At 68.7% G+C, this 22,989-nt stretch carries 25 protein-coding genes, 1 pseudogene and 1 riboswitch; of the genes and pseudogenes, 16 read left to right on the top strand and 10 right to left on the bottom strand.

The genetic code is table 11. The annotated features are described in order from the left end of the window. Nucleotides 1-33 precede the first annotated feature (33 nt). The gene (locus ACFOJE_RS06670) at nucleotides 34-594 is read right to left on the bottom strand and encodes a DUF2796 domain-containing protein (protein ID WP_377813508.1); all 561 of its coding nucleotides are present in this window, start codon (nucleotides 592-594) and stop codon (nucleotides 34-36) included. Between the two features lie 115 nt (nucleotides 595-709). On the opposite strand from ACFOJE_RS06670, the gene ACFOJE_RS06665 reads away from it, so the two are divergent. After that, complete coding sequence (locus tag ACFOJE_RS06665; RefSeq protein ID WP_377813507.1) at nucleotides 710-1,048, top strand: hypothetical protein; 339 nt, start codon at nucleotides 710-712, stop codon at nucleotides 1,046-1,048. 16 nt (nucleotides 1,049-1,064) lie between these two features. Here ACFOJE_RS06665 and trxA read toward each other — a convergent pair whose 3' ends face one another. Further along, nucleotides 1,065-1,937: a thioredoxin gene (gene trxA / locus ACFOJE_RS06660; RefSeq protein WP_377813506.1), complete on the bottom strand. Its 873-nt coding sequence runs from the start codon at nucleotides 1,935-1,937 to the stop codon at nucleotides 1,065-1,067. Between the two features lie 209 nt (nucleotides 1,938-2,146). Between trxA and yedE the strand changes: the two are divergent. Next, nucleotides 2,147-3,368: pseudogene (gene yedE / locus ACFOJE_RS06655) on the top strand (selenium metabolism membrane protein YedE/FdhT); the annotation flags it as partial. Next, on the top strand, nucleotides 3,343-3,585 hold the full coding sequence (gene yedF / locus ACFOJE_RS06650) for a sulfurtransferase-like selenium metabolism protein YedF (protein WP_377813880.1): 243 nt from the start codon (nucleotides 3,343-3,345) through the stop codon (nucleotides 3,583-3,585). The pseudogene yedE and the gene yedF, both read left to right, overlap by 26 nt. Before the next feature lie 10 nt (nucleotides 3,586-3,595). Here yedF and ACFOJE_RS06645 read toward each other — a convergent pair whose 3' ends face one another. Next, nucleotides 3,596-4,255, bottom strand: coding sequence for a class I SAM-dependent methyltransferase (locus ACFOJE_RS06645; protein WP_377813505.1), 660 nt, complete (start codon nucleotides 4,253-4,255; stop codon nucleotides 3,596-3,598). Beyond that, nucleotides 4,252-4,710 (bottom strand): YbaY family lipoprotein, encoded by a 459-nt coding sequence (locus ACFOJE_RS06640; protein ID WP_377813504.1) that lies wholly within the window; start codon nucleotides 4,708-4,710, stop codon nucleotides 4,252-4,254. Before ACFOJE_RS06640 ends, ACFOJE_RS06645 begins: the two co-directional genes overlap by 4 nt. 109 nt (nucleotides 4,711-4,819) lie before the next feature. Between ACFOJE_RS06640 and nrdR the strand changes: the two genes are divergently transcribed. The 12 genes from nrdR (at nucleotide 4,820) to ACFOJE_RS06580 (ending at nucleotide 13,751) form a co-directional block, all read left to right on the top strand. Next, nucleotides 4,820-5,284, top strand: coding sequence for a transcriptional regulator NrdR (nrdR, locus tag ACFOJE_RS06635; protein ID WP_377813879.1), 465 nt, complete (start codon nucleotides 4,820-4,822; stop codon nucleotides 5,282-5,284). Next, nucleotides 5,281-6,384 (top strand): bifunctional diaminohydroxyphosphoribosylaminopyrimidine deaminase/5-amino-6-(5-phosphoribosylamino)uracil reductase RibD, encoded by a 1,104-nt coding sequence (ribD, locus tag ACFOJE_RS06630; protein WP_377813503.1) that lies wholly within the window; start codon nucleotides 5,281-5,283, stop codon nucleotides 6,382-6,384. The genes nrdR and ribD overlap by 4 nt, the downstream gene beginning before the upstream one ends. Nucleotides 6,385-6,453: 69 nt before the next feature. Then, nucleotides 6,454-6,606: riboswitch (FMN riboswitch) on the top strand. Between the two features lie 136 nt (nucleotides 6,607-6,742). After that, nucleotides 6,743-7,405: a riboflavin synthase gene (locus tag ACFOJE_RS06625; protein WP_377813502.1), complete on the top strand. Its 663-nt coding sequence runs from the start codon at nucleotides 6,743-6,745 to the stop codon at nucleotides 7,403-7,405. Nucleotides 7,406-7,416: 11 nt separating this feature from the next. Then, complete coding sequence (gene ribBA / locus ACFOJE_RS06620) at nucleotides 7,417-8,496, top strand: bifunctional 3,4-dihydroxy-2-butanone-4-phosphate synthase/GTP cyclohydrolase II (RefSeq protein WP_377813501.1); 1,080 nt, start codon at nucleotides 7,417-7,419, stop codon at nucleotides 8,494-8,496. A 94-nt stretch (nucleotides 8,497-8,590) separates the two neighbouring features. Next, nucleotides 8,591-9,067, top strand: a complete 477-nt coding sequence (gene ribH, locus ACFOJE_RS06615) for a 6,7-dimethyl-8-ribityllumazine synthase (protein WP_377813500.1) — start codon at nucleotides 8,591-8,593, stop codon at nucleotides 9,065-9,067. Further along, nucleotides 9,064-9,552 (top strand): transcription antitermination factor NusB, encoded by a 489-nt coding sequence (gene nusB / locus ACFOJE_RS06610; RefSeq protein WP_377813499.1) that lies wholly within the window; start codon nucleotides 9,064-9,066, stop codon nucleotides 9,550-9,552. Before ribH ends, nusB begins: the two co-directional genes overlap by 4 nt. A gap of 9 nt (nucleotides 9,553-9,561) precedes the next feature. Continuing rightward, the gene (gene thiL, locus ACFOJE_RS06605) at nucleotides 9,562-10,527 is read left to right on the top strand and encodes a thiamine-phosphate kinase (RefSeq protein ID WP_377813498.1); all 966 of its coding nucleotides are present in this window, start codon (nucleotides 9,562-9,564) and stop codon (nucleotides 10,525-10,527) included. Nucleotides 10,528-10,531: 4 nt separating this feature from the next. Then, on the top strand, nucleotides 10,532-11,005 hold the full coding sequence (locus tag ACFOJE_RS06600; RefSeq protein ID WP_377813497.1) for a phosphatidylglycerophosphatase A family protein: 474 nt from the start codon (nucleotides 10,532-10,534) through the stop codon (nucleotides 11,003-11,005). Nucleotides 11,006-11,091: 86 nt separating this feature from the next. Further along, nucleotides 11,092-11,739: a retropepsin-like aspartic protease family protein gene (locus ACFOJE_RS06595; RefSeq protein WP_377813496.1), complete on the top strand. Its 648-nt coding sequence runs from the start codon at nucleotides 11,092-11,094 to the stop codon at nucleotides 11,737-11,739. A gap of 123 nt (nucleotides 11,740-11,862) precedes the next feature. Continuing rightward, nucleotides 11,863-12,495, top strand: a complete 633-nt coding sequence (gene ribA, locus ACFOJE_RS06590) for a GTP cyclohydrolase II (protein ID WP_377813494.1) — start codon at nucleotides 11,863-11,865, stop codon at nucleotides 12,493-12,495. An 18-nt stretch (nucleotides 12,496-12,513) separates the two neighbouring features. Then, nucleotides 12,514-12,954 carry an MFS transporter gene (locus ACFOJE_RS06585; protein WP_377813493.1) on the top strand — a complete coding sequence of 147 codons (441 nt, stop codon included), beginning with the start codon at nucleotides 12,514-12,516 and terminating at the stop codon, nucleotides 12,952-12,954. Next, the gene (locus ACFOJE_RS06580; protein ID WP_377813492.1) at nucleotides 12,954-13,751 is read left to right on the top strand and encodes a cobalamin-binding protein; all 798 of its coding nucleotides are present in this window, start codon (nucleotides 12,954-12,956) and stop codon (nucleotides 13,749-13,751) included. The genes ACFOJE_RS06585 and ACFOJE_RS06580 overlap by 1 nt, the downstream gene beginning before the upstream one ends. Here the strand turns inward: ACFOJE_RS06580 and ACFOJE_RS06575 are convergent, their stop codons facing one another. Then, nucleotides 13,752-14,150 carry a Rho termination factor N-terminal domain-containing protein gene (locus ACFOJE_RS06575; RefSeq protein ID WP_377813491.1) on the bottom strand — a complete coding sequence of 133 codons (399 nt, stop codon included), beginning with the start codon at nucleotides 14,148-14,150 and terminating at the stop codon, nucleotides 13,752-13,754. It lies immediately after the preceding gene. 139 nt (nucleotides 14,151-14,289) lie between these two features. On the opposite strand from ACFOJE_RS06575, the gene ACFOJE_RS06570 reads away from it, so the two are divergent. Next, the gene (locus tag ACFOJE_RS06570) at nucleotides 14,290-15,171 is read left to right on the top strand and encodes an esterase/lipase family protein (protein ID WP_377813490.1); all 882 of its coding nucleotides are present in this window, start codon (nucleotides 14,290-14,292) and stop codon (nucleotides 15,169-15,171) included. A 1-nt stretch (nucleotide 15,172) separates the two neighbouring features. Here the strand turns inward: ACFOJE_RS06570 and ACFOJE_RS06565 are convergent, their stop codons facing one another. The 5 genes from ACFOJE_RS06565 to purH all read right to left on the bottom strand — a co-directional run bounded on the left by ACFOJE_RS06565 (nucleotide 15,173) and on the right by purH (nucleotide 22,934). Next, on the bottom strand, nucleotides 15,173-15,529 hold the full coding sequence (locus tag ACFOJE_RS06565) for a DUF6152 family protein (protein WP_377813489.1): 357 nt from the start codon (nucleotides 15,527-15,529) through the stop codon (nucleotides 15,173-15,175). A gap of 96 nt (nucleotides 15,530-15,625) precedes the next feature. After that, nucleotides 15,626-16,891, bottom strand: coding sequence for an Hsp70 family protein (locus ACFOJE_RS06560; RefSeq protein ID WP_377813487.1), 1,266 nt, complete (start codon nucleotides 16,889-16,891; stop codon nucleotides 15,626-15,628). A 103-nt stretch (nucleotides 16,892-16,994) separates the two neighbouring features. Further along, a complete protein-coding gene (locus tag ACFOJE_RS06555; protein ID WP_377813486.1) occupies nucleotides 16,995-19,808 on the bottom strand; it encodes a hybrid sensor histidine kinase/response regulator in 2,814 nt (937 codons plus the stop codon). Nucleotides 19,809-19,922: 114 nt separating this feature from the next. Next, complete coding sequence (gene purD / locus ACFOJE_RS06550) at nucleotides 19,923-21,203, bottom strand: phosphoribosylamine--glycine ligase (protein ID WP_377813485.1); 1,281 nt, start codon at nucleotides 21,201-21,203, stop codon at nucleotides 19,923-19,925. A gap of 123 nt (nucleotides 21,204-21,326) precedes the next feature. Continuing rightward, a complete protein-coding gene (gene purH, locus ACFOJE_RS06545; RefSeq protein ID WP_377813484.1) occupies nucleotides 21,327-22,934 on the bottom strand; it encodes a bifunctional phosphoribosylaminoimidazolecarboxamide formyltransferase/IMP cyclohydrolase in 1,608 nt (535 codons plus the stop codon). Nucleotides 22,935-22,989 lie beyond the last annotated feature (55 nt).

The following is a 22,989-nucleotide window of genomic DNA, read 5'->3' as shown; positions in this document are numbered from 1 at the left end:
CGCGGGCCTCGGCTAGGCTCCTCGTGGCGAGGGTCAGAAGTTCAGGCGGGGGTGCTGCGGGTCGAGCTCCTCGCCGCGCTGGCCGTGCGGGCCGATCAACTGGACCTGGATTCTCTGCGTGGCCGGGAAGGCCTCGAACAGCGCCGAGAGGTCCAGCCCGGCGAGCGCGCCCGGCTTGGCGCAGTCCAGCCGGTAGGTGGCGCGGATCTCGCTGTGCTCGAGCGCTTCGGTCTGCTCTTCCTCGAACAGTTCGCCCTCCAGCTCCTGACGGACGACCTGACAGGCCGCCGCGGTCGGGACGCCGAACAGGACCAGGGGCTTTGACAGACCTCCACGGGCGGTGACCACCAGGGCCTTGTCCGCCTCGTCGCGTGGGGCGTGCTCGAAGCCGACCAGGTTCATCGCCGGACTGGTGAATTCCAGCTCCAGGGTCGGGCCGTCCAGCGCCAGGTTCAGCTGGGCGCTGCCGTGCTCGTGGGCGGCCAGGCTCGCGTGCTCATGCGGATCGTGCCGCTGCTCGGGATGCGAATCGGCGGCCAGGGCGGCGGTCAGCGGCAGCAGGGCGAGAAACAGGGCGCGCAGCGAGCGGGGCATCGGGATTCTCCGGGGTTTCGTTACCTTATAACGGCTTTTGCCCGGGCATTCCAGAGCGGCTTGGCGCGGTCCCGGGGGCGTGGGAGCATGGTCGTCCCGAGCGAGGAGGGAGAGCATGAGAATACGCGGACATATCGGCGAGTGGCCGGTGGATCTGACCCTGGAACTGGACGATGGGGAGTGGGCGCGCCTGGCGTCGGCGTTATCCGCCGGGGCCGGCGCGGCGGCCGAAGCGCCGGTCGCCCCGGCCGGGCAGGCCGATCGGTTGTGGGAGACGGCGCAGCAGCTGCTGCGCGAGACCGGAGAGATGCAGGGGCCGGCGCTGCTCGCCGCTCTGCAGGCTCTGGCCGGCAGCCCGGAGGCCGGCAAGCGCCTGCTGGTGCGTCTGCGCCACAGCGCTCAGGTGCGGGTGGAGAGCGGCGCGGATGCGCCGGTCTACCGCTGGCAGGGCTGAGGGCGAGCCGGATCGGTCAGTAGATGGCCTGATACAGCTTGCGGCGGTACAGGGTGACCAGCGGGTGGTCGTTGCCGAGCAGGTCGAACACCTGCAGCAGGGTCTTGTGCGTCAGGCCGTCGGCGTAGCTGCGGTTGCGCACGAAGAGCCTGAGCAGCCCGTCCAGCGCCGCTTCGTACTGTTGCCGCGCCAGTTGCTGGATCGCCAGCTGGTAGGCGGCCTCGTCGTCTTCGGCGTTCTGCGCCAGACGGCTCTTCAGGCTGGCGACTTCCGGCAGGTCGGCGGCCTGGCGCAGGAAGGTCAGCTGCGCGCGAGCGCCGGCCAGGGCCTGCTTGTGTTCGTCGCCCTTCACCGCGTCCAGCACGGCCTCGGCTTCGGTCAGCTCGCCGCGTTCGGCCAGGCAGCGGGCGTAGAGGATGAGGGCGGGGGCGTTGGTGTTGTCCTCGCTCAGCAGCTGCTTGAGCAGGTTCTCCGCCTCGCCGATCTGCCCGGCGGCGAACAGCGCCTGGGCGCTCTCCAGCAGATCGGCTTCGGGCGCCACCGGTTGCGCCACATGGGGCTCCAGCATGGCGCGGATCGCCGATTCCGGCTGGGCGCCGGCGAAGCCGTCCACCGGCTGGCCGTCCTTGAACAGCACCACGGTGGGCAGGGTGCGGATGCCGAAGCGCATGACGATGTCCTGCTCCACGTCGCAGTTGACCTTGGCCAGCAGCAGCTCGCCCTGGTAGCTCTCGGCGATCTGCGCCAGGAGCGGCATCAGCGCCTTGCAGGGAGCGCACCACTCGGCCCAGAAATCGACCAGTACCGGCTTGTGGAAGGAGTTCTCGATCACCAGCTGCTCGAAGCCGGCGGCGCCGGACACATCGAAGATATAGGGGGTTGCGCTCATCGTGACTCTCGAAAGGGCATGCGGAGGATGAAGGTTCTGCATGGTAAGTGGGGATGGCCGCGACGGAAAGCAAGCCAGCTCGACGATCCGTCGACACCGGTGCGGGAGGGGGCGATGGGCGGTCCGGCAACGTTCGGCTTACCAGTTGGCCTCGCGGCGACTAGAATCCCGCGCCTTTCACCCTCCCATCTTTAATTTCAGGAGTCCGCATGTCCGCTCTGTCCGAGTTCCGACAACGTTACCTGGTGCGATTCTGGTCGCCGCTGCCGGCGCTGGTCGCACTGGGTGTCGCATCCGCCTATTATTTCGCCATCACTGGCACCTTCTGGGCCGTCACCGGGGAATTCACCCGCTGGGGCGGACACGTCGCTTCCTGGTTCGGCTACCAGCCGCAGGAGTGGAGCTACTTCAAGCTGCTCGGTCTCGCCGGCACTCCGCTGGACCGCATCGACGGGGTGATGATCGTCGGCATGTTCGCCGGCGCCCTGTGCACGGCGCTCTGGGCCGGCAACGTCAGCCTGCGCTGGCCGACCAGCAAGCGTCGCCTGCTGCAGGGGCTGATCGGCGGTATCGTCGCCGGCTTCGGCGCGCGCCTGGCCATGGGCTGCAACCTGGCGGCCTTCTTCACCGGAATTCCGATGTTCTCCCTGCACGCCTGGGCCTTCATGCTGGCCACGGTGGGCGGCGCCTGGATCGGCGTGAAGATCTGTCTGCTGCCGTTCCTGCGCACGCCGCTGAAGGTCGGCAGCCAGGCCAGCTCGCTGTTCGCCGATCCCGCCGCCGTCGAGCGGCGCACCCGCGTCCAGGCGCGCCTGGGCATGGCGGTGCTGGCCGCCGCGCTGCTCTTCGCCGCCTGGCGCTTCGAAGTGTCGATCGCCCTGGGCATGGCAGTCCTGTTCGGCCTGTTCTTCGGCGGCATGATCGAGCGCGCGCAGATCTGCTTCACCAGCGCCGCCCGCGATCTCTGGACCACCGGCCGCACTCGCGTCGCCCTCGGCATCCTGCTGGGCATGGCGGCGGCCTGCGTCGGCACCTTCGCAGCCATCGGCCTGGGCGCCGCGCCGAAGATCTTCTGGATGGGGCCGAACGCCGTCATCGGCGGCCTGCTGTTCGGCATCGGCATCGTGCTCGCCGGTGGCTGCGAGACCGGCTGGATGTACCGGGCGATGGAAGGCCAGATGCATTTCTGGGTGGTCGGCCTCGGCAACGTGATCGGCGGCACCCTGGTCGCCATCTACTGGGACGAGCTGGGAACCGCCCTGGCGCTACCCTATCCGAAGATCAACCTGCTGCAGAGCTTCGGCCGCGGCACCGGCCTGCTGCTGACCTTCGCCGGTCTGGCCCTGGCCATGCTGCTGGTCCAGCTCAACGCCCGTCGTTTCCAAGTCATCCGGAGTCCCGCCCCATGAGCCAAGCCAAACCGACCCTGTCCCTCGATCTGCGCGGCGAACACTGCCCGTACAACGCCATCGCCACTCTGGAAACCCTGGCCACCATGCAGCCGGGCGATCTGCTGGAGGTGGTCACCGACTGCTCGCAGTCGGTGAACGGCATTCCCGAGGACACCAAGGCCAAAGGCTACAACTGCCTGTCGGTGGAGCAGCACGGTTCGCTGTTCCGCTTTCTGATCGAGGTGCCGCGCGGCTGATGCGCGCCGCTCAGCCTGGGCGCCGGGCGTGGTACAGGCTGACCCGGCGGAACTCCGTCGGCTCGGCCAGATCCGGCCAGGTGCAGGCCTCGAGCGTATCCAGGCGCCGGTACAGCGGGTGGGCGAAGTCGCGCACCCGCGAATCGGCGACCAGCACCTCCCTGCCGCGACCGAGGAACTGGTCCAGCAGCGGCAGGTTTCCCCGGTCGTAGAGCACGTCGGCGACGATCACCAAGTCGAAGCGGTCGGCCTCGGCGAAGAAGTCCGCCGAGTAGCCCAGCTCCACCCCGTTCAGTTCGGCATTTGCCCGGCACGCCGCTAAGGCCTGCGGATCGAGATCGCAGGCCACCACCTTGGCGGCGCCCAGCCTGGCTGCGGCGATGGCGGCGACCCCGCTGCCGGCGCCGAAATCCAGCACGCGCCGTCCGCGCACCCATTCCGGTCTCCGCTCCAGCCAGCGCGCCAGCGCCAGACCGCTGGCCCAGCAGAAGCTCCAGTAGGGCGGCTCCTCGAGGATGCGCCGGGTTTCCTCGGCGCTGAAGGCGCGGTCCATGTTCGCCGGATCGATCAGCCACAGGCGCAGGTTGGTTCCGGGCAGGGGCGTGGCGATCAGGCGGGCGTCGCCTAGCAGTTCTTCCAGCGCGCGTTGCAGGTGTGCCGGCGCGCTCACGGCGCCGGCACCAGGCGCAGGTCGCCGAGGGCCTGGTTGTCCATGGCCGGAATGCGCTGCGCCGGCAGGCGCATGATCAGTCGGCCGGACTGACTGACCCGGCCGCGCAGCTCCAGGTGCACGTCCGGTTCGTCGCCGCGCGGCGCGAAGCGAAGGTTGAACGGCAGCGGCTGGCCGGTGCCGTCGAGCTGGGCGACCGCCACCAGGTCCCGCGGGCGCTCGTTGTCGTCGACCAGCAGCAGCGCCAGCTCCACCTCGCTGTTGGCCGGTGCGCCGTGCAGGCGGCCGGTCAGCTCACGCAGGTAGCTCGGCAGGGCCCCGGGCTCCTTGGCGCGGACGCTCTGCTGCATCTTCGGCGGCGGCGCCGGCTCCTGCGGCGGCGGGCTCTGCGGCTTGCTGGTGCAGCCGGCAAGCAGGGCGGCCAGGGTGAGCAGGGCGAGGGGGCGCAGCGACATCAGGGGCTCCTTGGGGACGGATTCCGGGCCCTGTATAGCGCAAAGCCGCTCGCTTGTCTTGAGCGCGGGATGCGCTACCATGACCGCTTTTCAGCCACCGACCGCCTCCATGCACTGTCCATTCTGCGGCGCCCACGATACCAAGGTCATCGACTCGCGACTGGTCGCCGAGGGCGATCAGGTCCGCCGTCGCCGCGAATGCCTGGCCTGCGGCGAGCGCTTCACCACCTTCGAGAGCGCCGAGCTGGTGATGCCGCGGCTGATCAAGCAGGACGGCAGCCGCCAGCCGTTCGACGAAGACAAGCTGCGCGCCGGCATGCAGCGGGCGCTGGAGAAGCGCCCGGTGAGCATCGAGCGGCTGGAAGCGGCGATCGGCCGGATCAAGCACCGGCTGCGCGCCACCGGGGAGCGCGAGGTCAAGTCGCGGGTGCTCGGCGAGCTGGTGATGGCCGAGCTCAAGCAGCTCGACGAGGTCGCCTACATCCGTTTCGCCTCCGTCTACCGGCGCTTCCAGGATCTCAACGAGTTCCGCGAGGAAATCGAACGTCTGTCGCGGGAGCCCGCCAAGGAATGAACGATCACGCCTACATGGCCCGCGCGTTGGAACTGGCGCGCAAGGGGCTGTACTCGACCCATCCCAATCCGCGGGTCGGCTGCGTCATCGTCCGCGACGGCGCGATCGTCGGCGAAGGCTGGCACGTGCGCGCCGGCGAGCCCCATGCGGAAGTCCACGCCCTGCGTCAGGCCGGGGAACTGGCCCGCGGCGCCGCCGCCTACGTCACCCTGGAGCCCTGCAGCCACCACGGACGCACGCCGCCCTGCGCCGAGGCGCTGGTGAAGGCGGGGGTCGGCCGAGTGGTGGCGGCCATGCAGGACCCGAACCCGCTGGTCGCCGGACGCGGCCTGGCGCTGCTGCGCGATGCCGGCATCGAGGTGCGCAGCGGCGTGCTGGAGAGCGAGGCACGGGCGTTGAACGCCGGCTTCGTCAAGCGCATGGAGCAGGGTCTGCCGTTCCTGCGGGTCAAGCTGGCCATGAGCCTGGACGGCCGCACGGCCATGGCCAGCGGCGAGAGCCAGTGGATCACCGGACCCCAGGCGCGGGCCGCGGTGCAGCGCCTGCGCGCCCGCTCCAGCGTGGTGCTGACCGGCGCCGATACCGTGCTGACGGACAGGGCGCGCCTCACCGTGCGCGGCGCGGAGCTGGGCCTGGAGGCCGAACAGGCCGCTCTGGCGCTGCAGCGTCCGCCTTTGCGGGTGCTGATCGACGGGGGCCTGCGGGTACTGCTGGATGCGCCGTTCTTCCAGGCCGGCCCGGCGCTGGTGGCTACTGTCGATGGCGGCGAGCGCGAATCCTACCAAGCCGCCGGTCACGATCTGCTGGCGCTGCCGGGCGCGGACGGCCGGGTGAATCTGCCGGGGCTGCTGCGCGAGCTGGCCGCGCGCGGCGCCAACGAAGTGCTGGTGGAGGCCGGCCCGCGCCTGGCCGGTGCCTTCGCCCGGCTCGGGCTGGTCGACGAGTACCAGATCTTCGTCGCCGCCAAGTTCCTCGGCTCCAGCGCCCGGCCGCTGCTGGAGCTGCCCCTGGAGCGGATGGCCGAGGCGCCCGAGCTGAGGATCGCGGATATCCGCGCGGTGGGCGACGACTGGCGGATCGTCGCCGTCCCGCGGGTCTAGCTCCCGCGCGCATTCGGGCTGCAAGAAGCGGACAACTGTGATAAAACCCCCTGCGGGCCCGAACGGCCCCTACGTTCTCAGGGCGGGGTGCGATTCCCCACCGGCGGTAATGGCGCCAGGCGCCTAGCCCGCGAGCGCTTGCGACGGGACAACCCGGCAAGGTCAGCAGATTCCGGTGCGATTCCGGAGCCGACGGTATAGTCCGGATGAGAGAGAGCGGGATCTTCCGACGGGTGCCAGCCGGCATCCGTGAGTCCCCTTATCGATCCAAGATGCCCTGTTTTTCCAAACAGGAGTTCGTCATGCAGCATTCCCACCCCCTCTTCCTCGCGCGCCCAGGCCGCGCTTCGGAGGCGTCATGTTCACCGGCATAATCGAGGCCATCGGCACCATTCGCGCACTCAGCCCGAAGGGCGGTGACGTGCGCGTCTACGTTCAGACCGGCAAGCTCGATCTGGCCGACGTCAAGCTGGGCGACAGCATCGCGGTGAACGGCGTCTGCCTGACCGCCGTCGAGCTGCCGGGCGACGGCTTCTGGGCCGACGTCAGCCGCGAGACCCTGGCGCGCACCGCCTTCATCGACCTGAAAGCCGGCAGCCGGGTCAACCTGGAAAAGGCCCTGACCCCGACCAGCCGCCTCGGCGGGCACCTAGTCAGCGGCCACGTCGACGGCGTCGGCGAGGTGATCTCCCGCGAGGACAACGCCCGCGCCGTGCAGTTTCGCATCCGTGCGCCGCGCGAGCTGGCGCGCTACATCGCGCTGAAGGGCTCGATCACCGTCGACGGCACCAGCCTGACGGTCAACGGGGTGAACGGCGCCGAGTTCGAACTGACCATCGTCCCACACACCCTGGCCGAGACCGTCATGGCCGACTATCGACCCGGACGGCAGGTGAATCTGGAAGTCGACCTGTTGGCACGCTATTTGGAACGCCTGCTGCTCGGCGACAAGGCCGCCGACCCGCAACCCTCGCGCCTGACCGAAGGCTTTCTGGCCGAACACGGCTACCTGAAGAAGTAAGGAGTGGCCAGATGGCACTCAACACCATTGACGAACTGATCGAAGACATCCGCCAGGGCAAGATGGTCATCCTCATGGATGACGAGGACCGCGAGAACGAAGGCGACATCATCATGGCCGCCGAGTGCGTGCAGGCCGAGCACATCAATTTCATGGCCCGCTTCGCCCGCGGCCTGATTTGCATGCCGATGAGCCGCGAGCGCTGCGAGCAGCTCAATCTGCCGCTGATGGCACCGCGCAACGGCTCCGGCTTTGGCACCAAATTCACCATTTCCATCGAGGCCGCCGAGGGCGTCACCACCGGCATCTCCGCCGCCGACCGCGCGCGCACCGTGCAGGTCGCCGCGGCCAAGGACGCCAAGGCCGAGGACATCGTCAGCCCCGGCCACATCTTCCCGCTGATGGCTCAGCCCGGCGGCGTGCTGGCCCGCGCCGGGCACACCGAGGCCGCCTGCGATCTGGCGCGCCTGGCCGGCTTCCAGCCGTCCGGGGTGATCTGCGAGATCATGAACGACGACGGCACCATGGCCCGCCGTCCCGAACTGGAAGTCTTCGCCGCCGAGCACGGCCTGAAGATCGGCACCATCGCCGAGCTGATCCACTACCGCCTGACCCACGAGCGCACCGTCCAGCGGATCGCCGAGCAGCCGCTGGACAGCGAGCTTGGCCGCTTCAACCTGGTGAGCTACCGCGACGAAGTGGAGGGCGACGTGCACATGGCGCTGGTCATGGGCGAGGTCAAGGCCGACCAGCCGACCCTGGTGCGGGTGCACAACATGGACCCGCTGCGCGACCTGCTGATGGTCCATCAGCCCGGCCGCTGGAGCCTGCGCGCGGCGATGGCCGAAGTGGCCCGGGCCGGCAGCGGCGTGGTGCTGCTGCTCGGTCATCCGCTGAGCGGCAACGAGGTCCTCGCCCATCTGCGCGAGGGCAGTCCGCGCTCGCCGCTGACCTACAGCACCGTGGGCGTCGGCTCGCAGATCCTGCGCGACCTCGGCGTGCGCAAGATGCGTCTGATGAGCTCGCCCATGCGGTTCAACGCGATATCCGGATTCGACCTGGAAGTTGTAGAATACCTGCCCGCTGAATGATCCCACCGGCCGGCCCTTCCCGCCGGGCGGGGCCAGCTTCAATTCTCGGGATGCGCCGCGGCGTGTCCCGGTTCTTTAGAGACGAGATTCGCCAATGACCCTGAAGACCATCGAAGGTACCTTCACTGCCGCCAAGGGCCGCTACGCCCTGGTGGTCGGCCGCTTCAACAGCTTTGTCGTGGAAAGCCTGGTGCAGGGGGCCATCGATACCCTGGTGCGCCACGGCGTCAGCGAGAGCGAGCTGACCATCGTCCGCGCCCCCGGTGCGTTCGAGATCCCCCTGGTGGCGCAGAAGGTCGCCCAGCGCGGCGAATTCGACGCCATCATCGCCCTCGGCGCGGTGATCCGCGGTGGCACCCCGCACTTCGAATACGTCGCCGGCGAATGCACCAAGGGTCTGGCCCAGGTTTCCCTGCAGTTCGGCGTGCCGGTGGCCTTCGGCGTTCTGACCGTCGACTCCATCGAGCAGGCCATCGAGCGCTCCGGCACCAAGGCCGGCAACAAGGGCGCCGAAGCGGCCCTGTCCGCTCTAGAAATGGTCAGCCTGCTGGCGGCCCTGGAGGCCAAGTGAGTCCGAATCACGACGACAGCCCGAAGGACCAGGCAGCCAAGCCGGCCAAGGGCAAGGCCGCCGCGCGTCGCCAGGCGCGCAGTCTGGCCATGCAGGCGCTGTATCAGTGGCATATTGCCGGCCAGCCGCTCAACGAGATCGAGGCGCAGTTTCGCGTCGACAACGATTTCAGCAAGGTCGACGGTGCCTACTTCCACGAGATCCTGCACGGCGTACCGCGGCAGAAGAGCGAGATCGATGAGGATTTCCGGTCCTTCCTCGACCGCCCGCTGGACGAGATCGACCCGGTCGAGCTGGCGATCCTGCGGCTGTCCACCTACGAGCTGCGCAACCGCCACGACGTCCCCTACCGGGTGGTGATCAACGAGGGCATCGAGCTGGCCAAGGTGTTCGGCGCCACCGACGGACACAAGTTCGTCAACGGCATCCTGGACAAGCTGGCGCCGCGCCTGCGTGCCGCTGAAGTGCGCGGCGGCAAGCGCTAAGCGGGTTCGATGGGCGAGTTCGAGCTGATCCGTCGCTACTTCTCCGCCGCCGCCTGTGCCCAGAAGACCGCGGGCGTGGCCTATGGCATCGGCGACGACTGCGCCCTGCTGGAGATCCCACCGGGCGAGCAGCTGGCGATATCCACCGACACCCTGGTCGTCGGGGTACATTTCCCCGACGGCTGCGATCCCTTCCTCCTCGGCCAGCGTGCCCTGGCGACCACCGCCAGCGACCTGGCGGCGATGGGCGCCAGGCCCATCGGCTTCACCCTCGCGCTGACCCTGCCGGAGGCCGATCCGGCCTGGCTGGAGGCCTTCGCCCGTGGTCTCGACCACAAGGCCCGCTCCTGCGGGCTGGCGTTGATCGGCGGTGACACCACCCGCGGCCCCCTGTGTCTGACCCTGACCGTCATGGGGCGGGTGCCCCAGGGCCTGGCGCTGCGCCGCGACGGCGCCAGGCCGGGCGATCTGCTCTGCGTCGGCGGTCCGCTCGGCGATGCGGCCGGCGCGCTGCAGCTGATCACCGGGCGGCGCCAAGCCGCGGCGGCGATCGCCGAGCCGCTGCTGGCGCGCTACTGGGCACCGCGACCGCAGCTCGCGCTGGGCCTGGAACTGCGCGGCAAGGCCAGCGCCGCGCTGGACGTTTCCGACGGTCTGCTCGCCGATTGCGGACACATCGCCAGGGCTTCCGGGGTCGCGCTGTATATCGAGCAGGAGCGCCTGCCGCTGTCGGAGGCCCTGAGCGCGCTGCTCCACCGCGAGGAAGCGCTCGCCTGCGCCCTGAGCGGCGGCGACGACTACGTGTTGGCCTTCACCCTGCCGGAGGCGTTCCTCGCCGAGCTGCAGGCCCAATGGCCGATCCAGGTGATCGGCCGGGTCGAAGTCGGCGAGGGCGTGCATCTGCTGGATGGTTCCGGCCGGGAAATCGAAGCGAGGCGCCAGGGCTACCAACATTTCGGGGGTTCGAGTGACTGACTCCATGAGCGTGCCGCATTCGGTGTGGCGCAACCCCTGGCATTTCCTGGCCTTCGGCTTCGGCTCCGGAACCCTGCCGAAGGCCCCCGGCACCTGGGGCTCGCTGGTCGCGCTACCGTTCATTCCACTGTGGCAGATGCTGCCGGACTGGGGCTACTGGCTGATGCTCGGCCTGACCATGCTGTTCGGCTTCTGGCTATGCGGCAAGGTCGCGGCGGATCTCAATGTGCACGACCACGAGGGCATCGTCTGGGACGAGATGGTCGGTATGTGGATCACCCTCTGGCTGGTGCCGGAGGGCTGGCAGTGGCTGTTGCTGGGATTTTTGATGTTCCGCCTGATGGACATCGCCAAGCCCTGGCCGATCCACTGGATCGACCGACACGTGCACGGCGGTGTCGGCATCATGCTGGACGACGTGCTGGCGGGCGTGTTCGCCTGGCTGGCGATGCAGGCGCTGATCTGGGCACTGGCCTGATGGCGTAGCGGCCGAGACGCCTGGCGGATCAGCCAAGCCGATCCCGCTCCGGCGCCATTCATTCGACTGGGAATTCGAGGGCAAGGATGTACCGTTTCCGTTCGTTCGTCGCCGGCCTGGCGCTGGCATTCTCCTCCGTTCTGCCGGCTGCGCCGCAGGTCCAGGTGGTCGGGCTGTTTCCCAATGCCGCGGTGCTCAAGGTGGACGGCCAGCGGCAGCTGGTCAAGGCCGGCCAGGTCGGTCCCGGCGGGGTGCGGGTGATCAGCGCCGATAGCCGCGGCGCGGTACTGCTGGTCGACGGGGAGCAGCGCAGCTACGGTCTCTCCCGCGAGTACAGCGACGGTTTCGCCGCGCCGCGCAAGGCGCGTCTGAGCGTCGCCCGCGGCGAAGGCGGGCACTATTGGGTCGCCGGCTCCATCGGCGGCCAGCCCCTGCAGTTCCTGGTGGATACCGGCGCCACGTCGGTGGCCCTCAACGAAGGCCAGGCGCAGCGCCTGGGGATCGATTACCGGAACACCGGCCGGCCGATCCGGGTGAATACCGCGAGCGGCGTGGCGCAGGGCTGGCAGATCAAACTCGACCGGGTCAAGGTCGGCACGCTCGAAGTGTTCGGCGTCGAGGCGGTGGTTCTGCAGGGCGGCTCGCCCGGCACGGCCCTGCTCGGCATGAGCTTCCTCAACCGCGTGCGCTGGCGGGAAGAGCAGGGGGCGCTGCTGCTGGAGTCCAAGCTCTAGGCTGCGGAAGCTGGCAAAGCGGCACCGATGTTGCATCGATAGGAATGATCGATAATCAGGCAGCCCTATAGCAGGGCGTGACTGTTACAATGAATTCTTGCCGTCTCTTTCAGGAGTAATCCGGTGTCCGTCGTCTTCGTCGCCGCATCCAAGCTGCCCACGCCGTTCGGCGTTTTCACCATGCATGGCTTTCTCGAGGAAGCCAGCGGCAAGGAGCACGTGGCTCTGACGCTGGGCACGGTGGATGACGGCGCGCCGGTGCTGGGGCGTTTGCATTCCGAATGCCTGACCGGCGACGCCCTGTTCAGCCTGCGCTGTGATTGCGGCTTCCAGCTCGAGGCGGCGCTGCGCGCCATCGCCGCCGAAGGGCGCGGCGTACTGCTGTATCTGCGCCAGGAAGGGCGTGGCATCGGTCTGCTGAACAAGATCCGCGCCTACCAGCTGCAGGACACCGGCGCCGATACCGTCGAGGCCAACGAGCGTCTCGGCTTCCGGGCCGACCAGCGCGACTACGCCATGTGCCTGCCGATGCTGGAGCACCTCGGCATCTCCGCGGTCAAGCTGATGACCAACAACCCGCGCAAGGTCAAGGCTTTGGAGAGCTACGGCATCCGCGTGGCCGAGCGGGTGCCGCTGCAGACCGGGCTCAACCCGCACAACCGCAAGTACCTGGCGACCAAGGCCGGCAAGCTCGGACATCTGCTCGGCAGCCTGCATCAGGCCGAAGCCGAGGCGGAGACCCTGTCCGGGAACTGATCCCGGCGGAGATTGCCGATGAGCGAAGCCGCATCGCCCCCGATCCGGCGCCAGTGGCGCTGGCGCCTGATCCGCGCCTGGTGGATCCAGCTGCTCCTGACCCTGTTGCCGGTCGTCCTGCTCTCGCTGCTGCCCGGCCTCCGCCTGGACGGCGACGCGCAGCTGGGCATGCCGCTGTTCGCGCTCGGGCTGGTCTCGCTGTTCGTCACCCTGCCGCTGTTCCGCGCCTACAAACATGCTCTGATCGCCACCGAGAAGTCCTTCGGCGGCGAGGCCGAGTCCGCCGCCTGGGCGCATCTGGCCCGGCGCCGGCGCAACGCCCTGCTCGGCGCCGCGCTGCCGGCCTGGATCGGTGCGGGAGCGCTGGTGCTCGGGCTGGAGAGCATTCCGGCGCTCTTGCTGACCTTCGGCAGCCTGCTTCTGCTGTATCTCTACCGTCTGCCGCGCCAACTGGCCTGATGCGCCTGCTGCTGGTCGTCCTGCTGAGCCTCGCGTTGCCGCTGACGGCCGCCGAGCGGGTGGTCAGCCTGGCGCCGTCGATGACCGAGCTGATGCTGGAGCTGGGAGCCGGCGAGCGCCTGGTCGGCCTGCTGGATGCCGGCGAGCGCCCGTCGGCACTGGCCGGGCTGCCCTCGGTGGGGAACTACGGCCGGTTCGAGGTGGAAACCCTGCTCGCTCTGGACCCCGATCTGATCCTGCTCTGGCCGGGCGGCGTTTCCGCGGCGCAGCGGGAGCAACTGGTCGCTTTCGGCATTCCGCTGTTCGAGGCCGAGCCGCATCGGCTGGAGGATATCGCCGACCAAGCCGAGGCGCTGGGCGCGAGAGTCGGGCGAGGCGAGCGCGCGCGCCAGTTGGCCGACGGCTTTCGCCGGGAACTGCGCGAGTTGCGCCAGCGCTACCGGCGCACGGCGCCGTTGCCGGTGTTCTATCAGGTCTGGGATCAGCCCCTGTACACCATCGGCGGCCGCCAGGTCATCAGCGATGCGCTCGAGGTCTGCGGGGCGCGCAACGTCTTCGCCGATCTCGCCCTGCCGGCGCCGCAGGTATCCCTGGAGGCGGTGCTGGCCCGCGATCCGGCGGTGATCCTGGTCGACCGGCCGGAGCAGGTCGCCGTCTGGCAGGCCTGGCCGCAGTTGCGTGCGGTGCGCGACGGGCGAGTCTGGGTGGTGCCCGACCGCGGCCTCGAGCGGCCGAGCCTGCAGATGCTCCAGGCGACCCGCCAGCTCTGCCAACTACTCGACCGGGCAGGCCCCTGATCAGCTCAGCGCTTCGATCAGCTCCGCCTTGCGCATGCGCGAGCGACCGCGCACGCCGAGTTCCGCGGCGCGTTCGAGCAGGTCGGCGCGGCTCAACTCGGCCAGCGAGGTGCTCCCGGACTCGCGCCGGGCCTGCGCCGAACCGCGGTTGGGCGAGTGCCCCTGGCGGGTCGCCGCCGCCCGGCGGGCGGAATCCTTGCGGTCGGCCCGCTTGGCGGTTTCGTTCTTCCGGCGTCCCGAGCCACTCTTCTCGCCGCCGCCGGACTGCTTGTTCACCGTCGCCCAGGCCCGGGCTTCGGCCTCTTCCTCGGGAACGCCACGTGCCTCGTAGCTTTCCTCGATATGGGCGGCCTTGCGCTTCTGCTTGTCGGTGTACTTGGACTTGTCGCCTTGGGGCATGTCGGTACTCCTCTAGGGGGAAGCCACAACGGTTTCGACTGGCGAATCGGGCAAAGTTACGCGGCGGCCGGCGCCGCGAAGCGCCCATCGGACCGGCGTCGGAGTATGGTTGGCGAGTGCGAGCGCGAAGGAGGCGAGCATGGGCGAGTCGGCGAGACCGCGTTACCCCATCCTGTTGGTGCCCGGCCTGCTGGGCTTCGTGCGGGTGGCCGGGTTTTCCTACTGGGGCGGCATCGACGTCGCCCTGCAGCGCCAGGGGGCTACGGTCTATCCGGTGCGCCTGTCCGCGCTGCACGACAACGAGGCGCTGGGCGAGCAGCTGCTGGTACGCATCGCCGGGATTCTCGCTGCCAGCGGTGCGTCCCGGGTCAACCTGATCGGCCACAGCCAGGGCGGTCTGGCGGCGCGCTACGCGGCGGCCAGGTGCCCGGCCTGGGTCGCCTCGGTGACGGCGGTGGCTTCGCCGAATCGGGGCTCCGAGGTGGCCGATCTGCTGCACCACCGGCTGCAGCCCGACGGTCGCCGCGAGCGCCTGCTGGCCGGGGCCTTCGAGGGGGTGGCGCGGATCATGGAACGTCTGGAAGGCATCGGGCCGCGACTTCCCCTCGACGGCCCGGCGTCCCTGCTGGCGCTGTCCAGCGAAGGCATGGCGGCGTTCAACGCGCGCTATCCCCAGGGCCTGCCGAAGCGCTGGGGCGGCGAGGGTGCCGAGGAGGTCGACGGCGTGCGCTACTACTCCTGGAGCGGCATCCTCCAGCCGCAGATCGAGCGAGGTCTCAGGCGCCTCGATCCGGGACACCTCCTGTGCCGGCGGCTGGCCCGGCTGTTCCAGCACGAGGCCGGGCAGAACGATGGGATGGTCGGGCGCTTCAGCTCCCACCTGGGCAAGGTCATCGGGTCGAACTATCCCTTCGATCACCTGGACATCGTCAACCAGCGCCTCGGCCCGGTCGGGCTGGGAGCGGACCCGGTCGGTCTGTTCGTCGAGCACGCCCGCCGCCTGGCCGAGGCCGGGCTGTAGCCTAGCGCAGCTCCAGGGTGCGGCCGTCGAGGACGATGCGCTCGGCGCGCAGTTCCGGGGTGCCGTCCTTGCGCGGGTGGCCGACCAGGGTGACCGGCCGGCCCGGCTTCAGGTCCGTGCTCGTCATGCCGCGCGACTCCAGGCGCGAGAGCGGGCCCAGCACCACGGTCCACTCCTTGCCTTGGTAATCGAGGCTGACCCGGGCCTGCGGGTCTTCGTAGCGCACCTCCTTCAGCGGTCCCCTGAGGATCAGCGTCTGGCCGGTGTCGTAGGCGCCCCAGTCCTGGTTCGCCAGCACCATGACGGCAGCGGGCAGCAGGGCGAAGCTGGCAGGCAGCAGGAAGCGGTTCTTCAGCATGATGGCCACCCCGGATCGAAACAGCCTTGACCCAGCAACCATAGGCCAGAATCGTCAGGCCTACCGTGCCGCGCCTAGACGGTCGGGCGCCCGGCCTCAGCCGTAACGCTTGTGCGCCTCGATGGCCAGGCCGCTGCCGATGCTGCCGAAGGCGTTGCCCTCCACCTGGCGGGCGTTGGGCAACATGGCCGCGACGCTCCGGCGCAGCGCGGGAATGCCGCTGGAGCCGCCGGTGAAGAACAGCGTGTCGACCTGCTCCTCGGCGATGCCAGCATCGGCCAGCAGAGCCCCGATGCTGCCGCGCACCCGCTCCAGGAGCGGCTCGATGGTGCCCTCGAACAGCTCGCGGTCGAGATCGGCAGCCAGGCCCGCCTCGATACGCGACAGGTCGATGCGCCGCTGGGTGGTCTCGCTCAGGGCGATCTTGCTGTCTTCCACCTGCATCGCCAGCCAGTGTCCGGCGCGCTGTTCGATCAGCTTGAACAGGCGGTCGATGCCGGTCGGGTCGAGGATGTCGTAGCGCATGCTCTTGAGCGCCAGTTGGGTCTTCTGCGCGTAGACCGCGTTGATGGTGTGCCAGGTGGCGAGATTCAGGTGGGTGCTGGTCGGCATCGGGGCGTCGCTCTTCATCCGGCCGCCGTAGCCGAACAGCGGCATCACCCCCTGCAGGCTGAGCTGCTTGTCGAAGTCGGTGCCGCCGATGTGCACGCCGCCGGTCGCCAGGATGTCGCCCTGGCGGTCGGCCACGGCGCGCCGCTCGGGAGCCAGGCGCACCAGGGAGAAGTCCGAGGTGCCGCCGCCGATGTCGACGATCAGCACCAGTTCCTCGCGCTCGATCGCCGACTCGTAGTCGAAGGCCGCGGCGATCGGCTCGTACTGGAAGGAAACCTCCTTGAAACCGAGCTTCTTCGCCACCTCGCTCAGGGTGTCCGCGGCTTCCCGGTCGGCCTGCGGATCGTCGTCGACGAAGAACACCGGGCGGCCCAGCACCACTTCCTCGAACGGCCGTCCGGCGACCGCCTCGGCGCGCTTCTTCAGCTCGCCGAGGAACAGACCGAGAATTTCCTTGAACGGCAGGGCGCTGCCGAGCACCGCGGTCTCGCTCTTCAGCAGCTTGGAGCCGAGCAGGCTCTTCAGCGAGCGCAGCAGGCGGCCCTCGTAGCCTTCCAGGTACTCGTGCAGGGCGAGCCGGCCGTAGACCGGGCGGCGCTCCTCGAGATTGAAGAAGACCACCGAGGGCAGGGTGAACTTGTCGTCTTCGAGGGCGATCAGCGGCTGCTGATCGGGCCGCAGCCAGCCGACGGTGGAGTTGGAGGTACCGAAGTCGATACCGCAGGCGCGGGCGGGGAGGGCGATGGTCATGCAGAGGCTCGATCGGGAAAACGGCCGCGCATTCTAAGCGAGAGCGGCGCCGGATGCTGCCTGTCGCCGCGCACGATCGTCGGACACTGCGGAGGACGTACGTTCAGCGACTGAGGCTGAGCACCTGGCGCTGGCGCTCCTTGCGTTCCACCCACTGCTCGATCAGCTCGCGCAGCTGCGACAGCTCCACCGGCTTGGCCAGGTGTCCGTCCATGCCGACCTGCCGGGCATGTTCCCGGTGCTCGCTGAGGATGTGCGCCGTCAGGGCGACGACCGGAGTGCGCGGGCGATGCTCGAGGGCTTCCCAGGCGCGCAGCTGCTCGGTGGCGGCGAAGCCGTCGAGGATCGGCATCTCGCAGTCCATCAGCACCAGGTCGTACTGCTTTGCCTTCATCGCCTGCAGGGCTTCCTCGCCGTTGCTGGCGGTGTCCGGTTGCAGGTTGAGCTTGCGCAGCATGCCGCGGATGACTTTGGTGGAGATGCTGTTGTCCTCGGCGACGAGGATCTTGAAATCGCTCGGCACCTCCAGCGGTGCGCTCTCGCCCAGGGCTTCCGGCTGCAGGTTGTGCTCCCGGCGCTGGCCGAGCTGCTCGGCCAGGGTAGTCTTCAGGGTATAGCCGGCCACCGGTTTGGCCAGGCAGCACTGGATGCCGGCGTTGCGCGCGGTGATCCGGCCCGGGGCGTCGCTGGCGCCGGTCAGCATGATCAGCAGGATGTCCTGGTTCAGGCCCGGGTCCTCCTTGATCTTCTGCGCCAGCTGCAGGCCGCTCATGCCGGGCATGCCCTGGTCGAGGAGGACGACGTCGAAGTATTCGCGCAGGTTGGCCTTGGTCCGCAGCAGAGCCAGCGCCTCCTTGCCGGAGGAGACGGTGCTGACCTTCATGCCCCAGGCGCTGCACTGCTGCAGGAGCACCTTGCGGCAAGTATCGTTGTCGTCCACCACCAGCAGGCGTGCGTCCTGCAGCGGGCTGTCGAGGTCCGCGACCGGGTGCTCCAGACGCGCCGGGTCGAGGGGCAGGGACAGCCACACCGTGGTGCCGCGGGTCGGCCCGACGTCGATGCCGTAGCTGCCGTGCATCAGGGAGACCAGCTGGCGGGCGATGATCAGGCTCAGGCTACCGTCGATCTGTGCGGCGGAGAGCAAATCGCTGCTGCGCACGCGGTCTTTCAGCAGGGCTTCGCGCTTGGCCGCCGGCATCGCCTCGCCGCTGTCCTGCACGGCGATGTGCAGGCGCGGCTGCGGGCCGCCGGTGTCCAGCGAGACCTTGAGCAGGATGTCGCCTTCGTCGGTCTGGCGGAAGGCGTTCTCGATCAGGCTCAGCAGAACCTGGCGCAGGCGCGTCGGGTCGCCGTTGACCACGCGCGGCACCTGCGGCTGGATGAAGCCGATCAGTTCGACCTTCCGCTGCTCGGCCTTGGCGCGGAAGATGCCCAGGCAGTCCTCGATCAGGCCGTTGAGGTCGTACTGCACGTCGTCCGGTTCGATCTGCCGGGACTCCAGGCGTGAGATGTCGAGGATGTCGTTGATCAGGCTGAGCAGTTCGTTGCCCGAGCTGTTGATGGTCTGCACGTAGTCGTACTGCTTGGCGGTCAGCGGCGTGCCGAGCAGCAGTTCGGTCATGCCCAGCACCCCGTTCATCGGCGTGCGGATCTCGTGGCTCAGCTTGGCGAGGAATTCCGACTTGGCCCGCAGCTCGGCCGAGGTCGCGGCTTCGTTGGTGTGCTGGGCGGCGGTTTCCCGCTCGATGCCGCGCTGCCGTTCGGCCATCGCGAAGGTCAGCATCAGGCCGCTGAGGGCGGTGAAGGCGAAGAGATCGAGCATCAGCCAGACCGGGCTGTTCTGATTGAAATCGAACGGCATGGTCAGGTAGGTGGTGAAGCCCAGATGGAGGAACAGCATGCCGACCAGCACCAGGCGGGCCGGGCGGTAACCGTTCAGCCAGTGGTAGGCGGGTACCAGGGTCACCGTCAGGGCCGCGGGCACGATCAGCAGGTTGTGCAGCCAGCCCTGGTCGTAGAGCCCACTGAGGAGCATGGCCAGGCCGATCAGGACGGCCTGGCCGCGCAGGAGCCAGTCGAACGCCCGGCTGCGCTTGGCTCGGTCGAAGAAGCTGTCGGAGAACAGCAGCAGGAACAGGAAGCTGCCCAGGGCGCTGGCATCCGCGATCAGGCTCTGTCGGAGGCTCAATTGCGGCAGCCAGAGGGCGAGCAGGCCGAAGTGGCTGGTGGTGCTCAAGAGCAGCGAGCCCTGCGCCAGGGACAGCCAGAGATTGCAGTTGGCCTTGTTGTAGAAGAAGCGGATCAGGTTGTACACCAAGCCGATGGCCAGGGTGCAGAGCAGCGCGCCGAGCAGGTAGGCGGAACGCCCTTCGGCGAGCAGGCCGGCGGTGTCCAGGGTGCCGAACCAGGCGAGCGCCATCTGGTGCGGGTTGCTCAGCCGCAGCCAGACTTCGCGCGTCTCCCCGTCGTTCGGCAGGGGGAACAGGTAGGAGGACGATGCGTAAGGGCGCGAGTCCAGGGGGCGCACCGCGCCGGTCTCGAGCTTCTGTTCGAGTTTGCCGCCCTTCAGCAGGTAGAAATCGAGGCGCTCGATGCGCGGGCCGAACATCCACAGCCAGCGCGGCTCGGCGTGCGCGGGAATCGGCACCTGGAGCCAGACCGCCTGGTCGCTGGCCGGCAGGGTGAGGGAGCGGCGGTCGAGGGGACTGAACAGCTCGCGGCGGTCTGTCACGTCCTCCAGCCTCAGGTGGCCACCCTGGTCGAAGAATATCCACCATTGGTTGGCGCGCGTGGGGCTTTCGGCGGACACGGAGACCTGTTCCGGACGAAGCAGGTTGCCCGCGACGAACGGCAGAGTCGCCAGCGCTATCAACAGCAGACAGATGGCCAGCGTTGTGGCATTCCAGAGCCGACGCACTGCGGTGTCCCTTCCTGAAAGAACGGCGAAATTATAGCCAATCGCTCGTTGTGAGGTAACCGCCAGAAAGGCTGCCGGAGGGCAGCCTTTCTGGCACTCGAACGCTGCGGATCTTCAACTCTCCCGGGCGATGGCGCGGTAACCGATGTCCCGGCGATAGAAGCAGCCTTCCCAGTCGATTTTCTCCGCCAGGGCATAGGCGTTGCGCTGGGCGGCGGATACCGTCTCGCCAAGGGCGGTGGCACAGAGCACGCGACCGCCGGCGGTGACCACCTGGCCATCGGCGACTGCGGTGCCGGCGTGGAACACCTTGCCCGGCAGCTGGGCGGCGGCCTCCAGACCGGAGATGACGGCGCCCTTGGCGTAGTCGCCCGGATAGCCCCCGGCGGCCAGCACCACACCCAGGCTCGGCCGCGGATCCCACTGCGCTTCGATCTTGTGCAGCGCCTTGGCCAGTGCCGCCTCCACCAGCAGCACCAGGCTCGACTGCAGGCGCAGCATCACCGGTTGGGTTTCCGGATCGCCGAAACGGCAGTTGAACTCGATGACCTTGGGCGCCCCCGACTTGTCGATCATCAGGCCGGCGTACAGGAAGCCAGTGTAGACGTTGCCTTCCGCCGCCATGCCGCGGATGGTCGGAAAGATAATCTCGTCCATCACCCGCTGGTGGACCGCGGGCGTGACCACCGGTGCCGGCGAGTAGGCGCCCATGCCGCCGGTGTTCGGGCCGGTGTCGCCGTCGCCGACGCGCTTGTGATCCTGGCTGGTGGCCATCGGCAGCACGTGCTCGCCGTCGACCATGACGATGAAGCTGGCTTCCTCGCCGTCGAGGAACTCCTCGATCACCACGCGCGCGCCGGCGTCGCCGAAGGCGTTGCCGGAGAGCATGTCGCGCACCGCTTCCTCGGCTTCCTCGAGGGTCATGGCGACGATCACGCCCTTGCCGGCAGCCAGGCCGTCGGCCTTGACCACGATGGGCGCGCCCACCTCGCGCAGGTAGGCCAGGGCCGGCTCGACCTCGGTAAAGTTCCGGTAGGCGGCGGTGGGGATGTTGTGGCGGGCCAGGAAGTCCTTGGTGAAGGCCTTGGAGCCTTCCAGCTGGGCGGCACCGGCGGTCGGGCCGAAGATGGCGAGGCCGCGCGAGCGGAACAGATCGACCACGCCCTTCACCAGCGGCACTTCCGGACCGACGATCGTCAGTTCCACGTTCTTCTCGGCGAAGTCGGCCAACTGCTCGAGGGCCAGCACGTCGAGGGCGACGTTCTCGCACTTGGGCTCCAGGGCGGTGCCGGCGTTGCCGGGGGCGACGAAGACTTTCGCGACGCGCGGGTCTTGCGCCACTTTCCAGGCCAGGGCGTGCTCGCGGCCGCCGCTGCCGATGATCAGTACGTTCATGTTTCTCTCCTCGGGGAGGTGGACCTGGGGTCCAGCGGTGGAAAACGCTGTGCGGTTTTCCACCCTACGATGTCTGGCGTGTTGCGTAGGGTGGATGGCCGCAGACATCCACCGTCCGGTCGATCAATGACGGAAGTGGCGCATGCCGGTGAAGACCATCGCCATGCCGGCCTCGTCGGCCGCGGCGATCACCTCGTTGTCGCGCAGCGAGCCGCCCGGCTGGATCACCGCGGTGATGCCGGCCTTGGCCGCGTTGTCGATGCCGTCGCGGAACGGGAAGAAGGCGTCGCTCGCCATCACCGCGCCCGGCACCGACAGGCCGGCGTGTTCGGCCTTGATCGCGGCGATGCGCGCGGAGTTGACCCGACTCATCTGCCCGGCGCCGACGCCGACGGTCTGGCGGTTCTTGGCGTAGACGATGGCGTTGGATTTGACGAACTTGGCCACTTTCCAGGCGAAGATCAGGTCGTGGATTTCCTGCTCGGTCGGTGCGCGCTTGGTCACCACCTTGAGGTCGGCCTCGGTGATCATGCCGATGTCGCGGCTCTGCACCAGCAGGCCGCCGTTGACGCGCTTGTAGTCCAGACCATTGACGCGCTCGGCCGGCCACTGGCCGCACTCGAGCAGGCGCACGTTGGCCTTGGCGGCGACCACTTCGCGGGCCTCGGCGCTGACGGACGGGGCGATGATCACCTCGACGAACTGGCGCTCGACGATGGCCTTGGCGGTATCAAAGTCCAGCTCGCGGTTGAAGGCGATGATGCCGCCGAAGGCGGATTCGCTGTCGGTGGCGTAGGCCAGGTCGTAAGCCTTGCGGATGCCGCCTTCGTTCTCCGGCACCACGGCCACGCCGCACGGGTTGGCGTGCTTGACGATCACGCAGGCCGGCTTGACGAAGCTCTTCACGCATTCCAGCGCGGCGTCGGTGTCGGCCACGTTGTTGTAGGACAGCTCCTTGCCCTGCAGCTGCTTGGCGGTGGCGACGCTGGCCTCCAGCGGGTTGGCCTCGACGTAGAAGGCCGCCTTCTGGTGCGGGTTCTCGCCGTAGCGCATGTCCTGCGCCTTGATGAACTGGCTGTTGAAGGTGCGCGGGAACTCGCTGCGGCCTTCGGTGGACAGGGTCTCGGCCGCCTGGTCGATGGTGCCCAGGTAGTTGGCGATCATGCCGTCGTAGGTGGCGGTGTGCTCAAAGGCCTTGAGCGCCAGGTCGAAGCGCTGGGCGTAGGTCAGGCCGCCGTTCTTCAGGGACTCGACCACGCCGGCGTAGTCGGAGGCGTTGACCACGATGGCCACGTCCTTGTGGTTCTTCGCCGCGCTGCGGACCATGGTCGGGCCGCCGATGTCGATGTTCTCGATGGCGTCGGCCAGGGTGCAGTCCGGCTTGGCCACGGTGGCGGCGAACGGGTAGAGGTTGACCGCCACCAGGTCGATCGGCTGGATGCCGTGTTCGGCCATGACCGCGCCATCCTTGTCGCGACGGCCGAGGATGCCGCCGTGGATCTTCGGATGCAGGGTCTTCACCCGGCCGTCCATCATTTCCGGGAAACCGGTGTAGTCGGCCACTTCCACGGCGTTCACGCCGTTTTCGCGCAGCAGCTTGAAGGTGCCGCCGGTGGAGAGGATCTCGACGCCGAGGGCGGCGAGTTCGCGGGCGAAGTCGACGACGCCGGTCTTGTCGGACACGCTGATCAGCGCGCGGCGGACGGGGAGGCGGGTGGTTTGGTCGGTCATAAACACAGTCCTAAGGGCTACAGGCTGCAGGCGTCAGATCGCGGGCGGGGTGCGC

Source organism: Azotobacter bryophylli (assembly GCF_042643485.1).
GTDB classification, from domain to species: domain Bacteria; phylum Pseudomonadota; class Gammaproteobacteria; order Pseudomonadales; family Pseudomonadaceae; genus Azotobacter; species Azotobacter bryophylli.
The sequence above is the reverse complement of the archived record's forward strand: the minus strand, read 5'-3'. Positions and strand labels throughout refer to the sequence as shown.